The organism is Mesorhizobium sp. (assembly GCF_004962925.1).
Classification (GTDB): Bacteria; Pseudomonadota; Alphaproteobacteria; order Rhizobiales; family Rhizobiaceae; genus Mesorhizobium.
Genome location: NZ_SUEO01000206.1, coordinates 306 through 7807, shown reverse-complemented (window position 1 = coordinate 7807; position 7502 = coordinate 306). Strand labels below are relative to the sequence as shown.

Sequence of the window (7502 nt, the reverse complement as noted above, 5' to 3'; positions counted from 1 at the left end):
CCCGCCTGTGGCGGGTCCAGCCGATCCCCCAACCCCCCAAGAATGGAGAATGCCATGACCCGAGGTCTTTCCCGGACGCTTTCCCGTGCCGCGGCCCGTGAGGCCGGCTTTGCCCCGCCCAAGGCCGGGCTTGCCGCCAGGACGAGCGGGCAGGGCGGCGCCTACCGCACCGTTTTTTCGTTCAACGCCATGCAAGTGCCGGTCGCCGATGCGCTTGCCTATGCCAGCCAGAAGCTCTTCGATTTCCTCGGCGGCAAGGTGCGCATCAAGGGCGGCACCGCCAGGCTGCAATTCGCCGTGCTGACCACCCGCGCCTCGACCATCAACGACAGTGCGGCACTCACCTGGTCGCTCGGGTCAGCGGCGGCATCGAGCGCGACGCTGGCTGGAGCCATGGTCAATGTGGTGGCAGCCACCGGCCGTACGCTGGACGGCGCGGGTGCTGCGCTGTCGACCGCCTCGACGGCCGATATCGCTGCCGCTGCGACGCTCGACGGGACGACGACGCCCGTCGATCTTTACCTGAACCTCGCCTTCGCCACCGCCACCGAAATCGACGCCGATGGCACGCTCGCCATCACCGGCACGATCACGCTGCTGTGGGAAAACTGGGGCGATAATGTCTAGGCGCTAATCTCCCCCCTTGAGGGGGAGATGGCCGGCAGGCCAGAGGGGGTAGCCGCGCGTGGAGCACCAACCTCCATCTGTCGCTGAGGTCGCGCCCAGTCGCACCGACCCCCTCTGTCGCCTTTGGCGACATCTCCCCCTCGAGGGGGGAGATACTGGCTCCGCCGCCGGCTCCTATCATCGGCCTTTAACCTCAACAAAGGAACTTCTCATGACAGATCTGGCAGACGTCGGGTCCGTGGTGGCTTTGCCACCGGCGGGCAACCTTGCACGGCCACCGGCCAACGGGGACAACGGGTCCGCCCCGCCGGCCGGCAAGAGTTGGTTTGACGGTCTTTCCGAAGGCAACCGCAAGCTCGCTGAAACCAAGGGCTGGACCAAGCCTGAAAGCCTCGATCGGGTTTTCACATCCTATGCGGAGCTGGAGCGGCAGCAGGGCGAAAGCCTGCGCATTCCCGCAGCGGACGCGCCTGGGGAAGACTGGGACAGGTTCCATGCCCGACTTCCCCTGGCGATGCGTCCGCTGACATCGCCCGACAAGGTCGAATACAGGCGCCCCGACGGGCTTCCCGAAAACTTCGCCTATTCGGATGAGCTCGCCAACGCCTCCAAGGCCTGGGCGGTCGAAGCCGGCGCTACCCCAAAGGTGGCGCAGGCTTATCACGACCGCTTCGTCGGCTACATGGCCGAGCAGGCCAAGGTGCAGCAGATCGCCCTTGTCCGCTCGGTCGATGCCACTCACGACGACTTGGTCAGGGATTGGGGACCGACCGACAGCGACGGCTTTCGCCAGAGGCTGGAGGTCGCCAACCGGGCAATGAAGAAGCTCGGCCTGGTCGATGCCTATAAGGCGAAGGGCATCCTTCTGCCTGACGGCGCCTTGACCGATCCGCAGATCGCCAAGGCGTTCCACGCCGTTGGCGAGGCGATGTTCAGGGAAGACACGATCGACGGTGGTGCGGCTTTAAGTGGAGGCAATCCCTTCAAGCGCAACGCCGCCGGCGAACGCAACCTGACCGATATCTCAGCCCTCGTCAAAAGCGACCCCGCCCGCGCCCGGCGGCTGGCACGCGAGGCCGGCGAAAACCCGGACCTGTGGATGCCCAACAACCCCCTCTAGTCCGTTTGGAAACTCTACTCCGGCGGCCATCTGGCGGCGTTTTCTGCGCTTCCGGTGCTCACGGACCCAAAAGTCCGCTGCGCTCCGGTTCTCGAAACCACCACCACCTGGCGCGCCGGAGCGAGTTTCGAAACGGCCTCTAAAGCTCGCCGCCAATCAAACCATGGAGGAAAGACAAAATGGCAGACGCCTATACCCGCATCGCGGACGCGATCGTTCCGTCCGTTTATGCCCAATACTCGTTCGAGGAGCATGTCCAGTCGCCCGAGATCTATCAGGCCGGGATCCTGTTTTCCGACCCGGCCATCGCCTCGAAGCTTTCCATGGGCGGGCGTTCCGTCGACATGCCCGGCTGGAAGGATCTCGGCAACGACCCGTCCGAGCCGGTCAATGACGATCCGGCCGACTCGATCGAGATGAAGAAGATCGGCGCGCGCCGCGAGGTCGCTGCCCGCAATGTCCGCGCCCAGGCGTGGGGCATTCCGGACCTGACCTCGATCCTGGCCGGCGACGACCCGCAGAAGCTGATCGTGCGCCGCCAGACCGACTACTGGCAGCGTGCCAACAAGCTGACGCTGCTCGGCATTCTGAAGGGCGTGCTGGCCGACAACCTCGCCAATGATGCGGGCGACCTGGTCCGCGTCACCGGCGCCTCCATCGTCGACACCGACATCATCGAGGCCGCCTATCTGATGGGCGACCGCGCCGACAAGTTCAAGACGATCTGGATGCACTCCAAGCAGATGAAGGCGCTGAAGCTCGCCGATCTCATCGACTATGTGCCGCCCTCCGAGCAGGGCGGGCCGCTGATCCCGTACTACATGGGCTTGCGGGCCGTCGTGGACGACGACATCCCGGTCGCGGCAGGCGTCTACACTGCCTTCATGTTCAAGGACAAGGCGATCCTGTGGAACGAGTTGCCAGTCAACACCGAAGGCGGGCCGCTGGAGTTCGACCGCAAGCCGCGCCAGGGCCATGGCGGCGGCGTCACCGAAATGGTCGGCCGCCGGCACTTCGTCCCGCACGTTCCGGGCACGCGCTTCCTCGACGCCTCCTCGACCGGCGAATTCGCCACTGACGCCGAGCTTGCGCTGGCGGCGAACTGGGACCGTACTGCGTCGAGCGTCAAGAACATGACGTTCATCGCGCTGAAGACGACCGAGGCGTGATCGGACCGGAAGGGCGGGAGCATCGGACCTCCCGTCCCTTCCGGACGCCAGGTCGGCCAATGTAGCGAATTCCAGATTCACGCGCTGCGCTGCTCCAGAGTGACACAAGTCTTGGGGCTCGCAACATATTCATGTTGCACTTTAATTAATCGCCGTCACCAAACGGTTACATAAAAGGGCGATGCTGCCTTGTCTTGGCAAAGGAGGGTAACCATGAACATGACATATAAGGCAGTTCAGGAAGTGCTCCGAAAAGCGGGCATTGTCATAAGCAAAAAGGGGGAAGTTCACCGTATAAACTTCTTCAGCGGTCTGGAAAACACCGCCTACTACACGACAAGTCTTCAGGATGCCCTGGACAAGGGTTTGGCAATGGGAAGAGGTGCCGGAAAGCTGCAAGCAAGCGCCTTTGCCAAGTCAGCCGAAGCAGGGCGGCGGATCTCGACGAGCGCACGCCTCGGCTGATGCCGCAGGAATTCAGGCCGCAAGTCATCGCCGCTTTGCGCGGCGACATCGTGAAACTGCAATAGCGACAATATTATCGTCTTTTCCTTGCTCGAACGAGCACAAGGGACTGAATACACATCCCACGCCACCCGTTTCCTGACGGGTGGTTGGTATCGTGACGGGTTCCACGCACAAGACGTGCGAACGTTTTGCTCAAGCCAAAAATCACCAAATCCCCAGCCGCTACGAAGCGGCTTTTTGCCGTGGGGCCGCCATGCCCTGCGATCCACACTCACGGAGGCCCAGACCATGGCCATCACCCCGCTCGACATCGCCAACATGGCGCTTGGCGTCCTCGACGAGGCGCCGATCGACAGCCTTGATCAGGATGTGAAAGCCGCGCGCTTGCTCAACCTGCATTTCGACCTGACCCGCGAAGCCGAGCTGACGAAACACGCCTGGGTCTTCGCCATCCTCGCGGCCGCGGTCGCCGGAGCCGACACTGGTAGCGGCGCGGGCACGCTGAACTTTGCCTATGAATTGCCGCTGGACTGCTTGCGGCCGTTGCCGCTGACCCACAATGGCGAGGCGGACGGCATGCCGATCTCGTGGCGCCAGGAGGCCGGGCTGATCTATTCCGACCAGTCCGGGCCGCGCCTCATCCGCTACATCGCCAACCTCACCGATCCGAACGACTGGGACGCGCTGTTCACCGAAGTGCTGGTTGCAGCGCTCGCCATCAAGATCGCGCATCCGCTGACCCACAAGGCGAGCATGATTGACATCGCCCGCGGTGCCTACGACCGGGCGCTCGATGCCGCGTTCCACGCCGACGCCATCCAGCGTGGCGGCAGGCTTTCGACGTCGTCCTGGGCGATCCAGCGCGGCGACAACCGGTTTGTGCGCTGATGACGACGCTCTATCCGGTCCAGGACGCATTCGTACGTGGCGAGATCAGTCCGCGATTGCATGCGCGCGCCTCGCTCGATCTCTATCGGGCGGCACTCTCCAAATGCGAAAACTTTGTCACCTTGCCGCATGGCGGCATCAGGAAGCGCGGCGGCACCATCTTCGTCGGCGAGGTGAAGAACGCGGCCAAGACGACGCGCGGCATCCCGTTCATCTTCTCCTCCGAGCAGGCCTACTGCCTGGAGTTCGGCGACTTCTATATCCGCGTCTATGCTTATGGCGCCCGCGTCGGCACGGTCGAGATCGCTTCGCCCTATGCGGAAGCCGACCTCTTCACTCTCGCCTATGTGCAGTCAGCCGACCAGATGTGGATCAGCCACAAGGACTATCCACCAAAGGTGCTGACGCGTACCGCGCATACGACATGGACGCTGGAGGATTTCGAATTCCTCGACGGTCCCTATGACGACATCAACGAGACCGGCACGACGCTGACGCCAGCCGAGACCGGCCATCTGACGCCCAGGATGACCAGCAACACGGCGCCCTCCGGCACCGCCTCGAGCGGCAGCGGCACCGACGACGCATATATGATGTTCGACCGCGACAAGACCCAGAATGTCCTGATCTCCGGCGGCGGCGACGGCTATATCCGCTTTCAGAATGCCGGCGGCGCTCGTCACGTTGTGGACGCATATTGGGTGAGCGCCGCGAACCAGGCCACACGCGCCTTCGATTATTTCACCGCCTGGGAAGTGCAGGGATCGAACGACGGCACCAATTGGGTGACGCTCGATACAAGGACCGGCGAAACCGGTTGGAGCAATGGCGAAACGCGCTTTTACGATTTCAGCAACGCCAACGCCTACGAATATCACCAGTTCGTTTTTTCCGGCGGCGGTGGCGAGGACGCCGACAACACTTATAACGCTGAGATTGCCTTCCACATCGCCGCTTCGGATCAGACGCCGTTCGACCTTGCGGCCTCCTCGATCGTCGGCATCAACGGTGATACCGGCTTTCAGGCGACCGATGTCGGCCGCGCCATTCGTCTCTTGGGAGCTGACGGCCAGTGGCGCTGGGCGAGGATCACCAGCCGCACCAGCACCACGATCGTCAAGATAGTGCTCCACAACCATGCTCTGCCGAACCTGAGCCCGATCACCCGCTGGCGGCTCGGCACCTTCGTGCCGGGCAAATATGTCGAGACCGGCTCGCTCTACGAGGAACGACTGGCCTTCAGCCGCAGATTTTCGGTATACGCCTCGGCGACCGGCGACTTCGACAATTTCGCGCTGGGCGAAAAGGACGACGCCGCGCTGGAATTCGTCCAGGCCGGCGGCGGCCAGGCCAACGACATCGTCTGGATCGCCGATTCCGACGGCGCGCTTTTGATCGGCACATCAGGCGGTATCCGGGCGCTGTCGGGCTCCGGCATCGACGAGGCGCTGACGCCGTCCTCATTCAAGAACCGCAATTCGCGCACCTTCGGCTGCGCCCGCATCCGCCCGATCGCCGCCGGACAGTCGTTCCTCTATGTCACCCGCAGCCGCAAGTCGATCGCCGAGCTGGTGCAGACCTCGGCCAGCAAGTTCACCTCCGACGATATCGGCCAGATCTCCGAGCACATTCCCAAGCAAGGCGTCGTCGAGCTGGCGTTCCAGACCGACCCCGATCCGGTGCTGTGGTTTCCACTCGAAAATGGCGAGCTCGGCGGCTACACGCACCAGCCGTCACAGGATGTGCGCGGCATGCACCGGCATCGCCTCGGTGGCGCCTTTACTGGTTCGGAATGGGCGATCGTTGAAAGCGCCGTGGTGACGCCCGGCCAGAACGGCGCCGACGATGTCTGGCTGTTCGTCAAGCGCACGCTCGGTGGCGTGACCAAGCGCACCATCGAGATCATGGCGCCGCCGTTCGAATATGGCGGCCTCGACGATGCCTTCCAGGTCGATTGCGGCCTGACCTATTCGGGTGCCGCCGTCAACGCCGTCTCCGGGCTCGATCATCTCGACGGTGAGAGCGTCGACGTGCTGGCCGGCGGCAAGATCTATCGTGACCTGCCTGTTGCCGCCGGCCAGGTGGCGCTGCCGGGCGGCGCCACGGCGGCCAAATGGCAGGTCGGGCTCGGCTACAACTGCGAGGCCAACACGCTGGAACTCGATGTCGGCGGCCGCGACGGCTCGATCGTCGGCCGCCGCAAGAAGGTCGCCAAGGTGATGCTGTCGCTGCTCGAGACCGACACGTCGGGGCTCGAAGTGCAGTCCTTCCTGCGCGGCCGCTGGGAGAAGGTGCGCATGCCAGGCATCGTCGCGCCAGACGGCAAGGCGAGCCTGTTCACCGGCAATGTCGAGGTGCCGATCGATGACAGCTGGGAAGGGCAGGGCAGAGTAAAGATCCGCCACGTCAACCCAACGCCCTGCACGATCCGGGCGTTCACGCCGGTGTTCGATGCGGAGCCTTAGCACCTGCTGATCTCCCCCCTTGAGGGGGAGATGTCGCCAAAGGCGACAGAGGGGGTCGGCAGGTCCCGGCGCGACTCCCATAACGGATGTAAGAGGCTGACGCTTCACGCGAGACGACCCCCTCTGGCCTGCCGGCCATCTCCCCCTCAAGGGGGGAGATAACTCTTCGCCATCCTCTCCCAAAAAAGGACCCCTTCCGTGACCCCATCCACCCATGCCGAAGATCTCGGCAGGGCGCGGACGGCTGCCGATTTCGCTGCCGTCATCGCCTTGCTCGACACCGACCTCAACAATGCTGCCACCTGCAAACAGGAGCTGGAACAGGCCGAGGACAGCGCGATCTTCGGTGACGGCGACTTGGGCGAGGTGCGCGCCGCTCTCACCGACTGCAATGCGGCAATCGCGCTGCTGGAGAAAACCATCGAGGCGGCGAACAAGCGCCGTGCCGAAGCCGCCGAAAGGGAAGCCCGGGCCGATGTCACCGCACTTGGGGACGAGATCAAGTCCAAGGCCGCTTCGCTCGGCGAGCGCTGGCGCACCGTCCAGCGGCTAATCGAACAGCTCCGCCAGGAGCTGTTCGAGGCCGATGCCTTGAACCGTGCGATTGCCACCGCCAACGGCCTGTTCGACGCCGCCGGCGTTGCCGACCTCAAGATCAACCTGACCACCACCCGCCGCGCTGCCATGGGTGGGCCGCGCGCGGCTGTACCGGCCCGCCTCAGCCGGCCGGCGGTCCAGGCCGACAGACTGCTTCTCTCCTTCCTC

Annotated in this window: 7 protein-coding genes; all 7 read left to right on the top strand. The window is 63.9% G+C overall.

The genetic code is table 11. The annotated features are described in order from the left end of the window. Positions 1-54 precede the first annotated feature (54 nt). A complete protein-coding gene (locus E5W87_RS28790) occupies positions 55-627 on the top strand; it encodes a hypothetical protein (RefSeq protein ID WP_292405239.1) in 573 nt (190 codons plus the stop codon). Between the two features lie 211 nt (positions 628-838). Beyond that, positions 839-1747, top strand: a complete 909-nt coding sequence (locus tag E5W87_RS28785) for a hypothetical protein (RefSeq protein WP_292405235.1) — start codon at positions 839-841, stop codon at positions 1745-1747. 179 nt (positions 1748-1926) lie between these two features. Next, positions 1927-2916, top strand: coding sequence for a Coat protein (locus tag E5W87_RS28780; RefSeq protein WP_292405233.1), 990 nt, complete (start codon positions 1927-1929; stop codon positions 2914-2916). A gap of 213 nt (positions 2917-3129) precedes the next feature. Further along, a complete protein-coding gene (locus tag E5W87_RS28775) occupies positions 3130-3381 on the top strand; it encodes a hypothetical protein (RefSeq protein ID WP_127205307.1) in 252 nt (83 codons plus the stop codon). Positions 3382-3672: 291 nt separating this feature from the next. Beyond that, entirely contained in the window at positions 3673-4272 is a 600-nt protein-coding gene (locus tag E5W87_RS28770; protein ID WP_292405230.1) for a hypothetical protein, read from the top strand. Then, positions 4272-6737 carry a hypothetical protein gene (locus E5W87_RS28765; protein ID WP_292405228.1) on the top strand — a complete coding sequence of 822 codons (2466 nt, stop codon included), beginning with the start codon at positions 4272-4274 and terminating at the stop codon, positions 6735-6737. Before E5W87_RS28770 ends, E5W87_RS28765 begins: the two co-directional genes overlap by 1 nt. 198 nt (positions 6738-6935) lie before the next feature. Beyond that, positions 6936-7502 (top strand): hypothetical protein (locus E5W87_RS28760; protein ID WP_292405225.1); only part of this gene is annotated, 567 nt, incomplete at its 3' end.

Coding starts and splice junctions, on each gene's coding strand:
- E5W87_RS28775 (WP_127205307.1), top strand. CDS start 3,130: ATGAACATGACATATAAGGCAGTTCAGGAAGTGCTCCGAAAAGCGGGC.
- E5W87_RS28780 (WP_292405233.1), top strand. CDS start 1,927: ATGGCAGACGCCTATACCCGCATCGCGGACGCGATCGTTCCGTCCGTT.
- E5W87_RS28765 (WP_292405228.1), top strand. CDS start 4,272: ATGACGACGCTCTATCCGGTCCAGGACGCATTCGTACGTGGCGAGATC.
- E5W87_RS28790 (WP_292405239.1), top strand. CDS start 55: ATGACCCGAGGTCTTTCCCGGACGCTTTCCCGTGCCGCGGCCCGTGAG.
- E5W87_RS28785 (WP_292405235.1), top strand. CDS start 839: ATGACAGATCTGGCAGACGTCGGGTCCGTGGTGGCTTTGCCACCGGCG.
- E5W87_RS28770 (WP_292405230.1), top strand. CDS start 3,673: ATGGCCATCACCCCGCTCGACATCGCCAACATGGCGCTTGGCGTCCTC.